We start from the raw sequence: 1,478 nt of genomic DNA on the forward strand, positions 1-1,478 counted from the left end.
GGGCACCGGGTCCGGGGTCGGGGGACCCCCGGCTCCAGTGGAGCAGTACGACCGCCTCCGCGCCCGTACTGCTGCACCGCCGCGACGGCATCCTTCCCGCCGTGGCCGCCGCCCTCTCGCTCCGGGGCCAGACGCTGACCTGCACCGCCGGCAAGGGCGACCAGCCACCGGTGCTCCACCCGCTCGTACAGGACTTCCACGACACCCTCACCAGCGGGCAGCGCGAACGCTTCACCGGGCGCTGCCCCGAGGCGATCCTGCTCTCGCGCCAGCTCTCCTCGCTGGAGTCGGCCCGCGCGGGCAAGTCGCGCAGGTCCGGCCGCAAGCCGCTGACCCACGGCGAGGCCCGCCGCGCGCTCAAGCACGCCAAGGTCACCGCCCGCCGCATCCGCGAGGACGGCGACCCGCTGCACGGCAGCTACGCCCCGCCCTGCCGTTCCTGCACCGCGCTGCTCGCCCACTTCGGGGTACGCGCCGTGGACCCCGCCGCCGAGAAGGGCTGAACCGAACACGATGCCGGACGTCTCCACCACCCGCTTCCCCGTGCCCGTCGACGCCGCGCTGCGCGCCGCCGGGTGGCACCCGGGCCGCTGGGACATCAGGCAGGCCGAGGCCTGGGCCGACGTACTGCGCGCGCACACCTCGCCCGCCGGGCACCGGCACACCGTGTTCCCGGCGGCCGTGGAGGCGTGGGCCGAGTTCGGGGGCCTGCGGCTGACCGCGCCGGGCCCCGGCCGCCACAACGCGCCCGCCACGGTCCGCTTCGACCCGGTGGCCGGGCTGCATCTGGCCCGTACGTTCGCGGACCTCGGCCGGGCGCTGGAGACGGAGCTGGCGCCGCTGGGGGAGGAGGGGGAGCAGCAGGCCGTTCTCGCGATCGACAGTGAGGGGCGGGTGTACAGCATCGACCACACGGGGGACTGGTACCTGGGGGCGGACCTGGACCTGGCCCTGAACACCCTGATGACGGGAGTCCAGCCAATCCGCCTGACGTCCCCGCGTCCCTGACCGGCCCGGGGTGCGTCTGCGGCCCGGTGGGCGGCTGATCGCGCAGTTCCCCGCGCCCCTTAGGTACTCCGCCGCAGCCGGAGAACCGTCCTCGGCCTGCCACACCTATCTTTCGGCTGCGGACCGTGCTGGGTTGCCCGCGCAGTTCCCCGCGCCCCTAAAAACCCTCGTTCGTCTGCGGACCGTGCCCGCTCCTCGCGCAGTTCCCCGCGCCCCTGAGGCACCTGGCCGCCCCCAGAAAACCCAGCTCAGCCACAACCCCCCAGGGGCGCGGGGAACTGCGCGACCAGCCACCCACAACCCGCAGACAAAGCCCCGGCCCAAAAGGGGCGCGGGGAACTGCGCGCTCAGCCACAGACAACTCGCAGACGACCACCGGGCCCTGAAGGGGCGCGGGGAACTGCGCGCTCAGCCCACCACTCGCCCGCAGACGAACCCCGGGCAGTACAGGGGCGCGAGCAACCCACCAC

2 protein-coding genes are annotated in these 1,478 nt (G+C 74.4%); both read left to right on the forward strand.

Going from position 1 to position 1,478, the window contains the following annotated elements; all coding sequences use genetic code 11:
* Positions 1-503, forward strand: a 503-nt coding sequence (locus ACJA3G_RS36840) for a YwqJ-related putative deaminase (protein ID WP_406557368.1), incomplete at its 5' end; no start/stop codon positions are given.
* A gap of 10 nt (positions 504-513) precedes the next feature.
* Positions 514-1,008, forward strand: a complete 495-nt coding sequence (locus ACJA3G_RS36845) for an SUKH-3 domain-containing protein (RefSeq protein WP_358836495.1) — start codon at positions 514-516, stop codon at positions 1,006-1,008.
* The last annotated feature ends 470 nt before the right edge of the window (positions 1,009-1,478 follow it).

The sequence above is a fragment of the Streptomyces sp. YS-3 genome (genome assembly GCF_045257485.1).
Classification (GTDB): Bacteria; Actinomycetota; Actinomycetes; order Streptomycetales; family Streptomycetaceae; genus Streptomyces.

Bases quoted from the DNA above. Each gene is read 5' to 3' on its own strand.
- ACJA3G_RS36845 (WP_358836495.1), top strand. From the start codon at position 514: ATGCCGGACGTCTCCACCACCCGCTTCCCCGTGCCCGTCGACGCCGCG.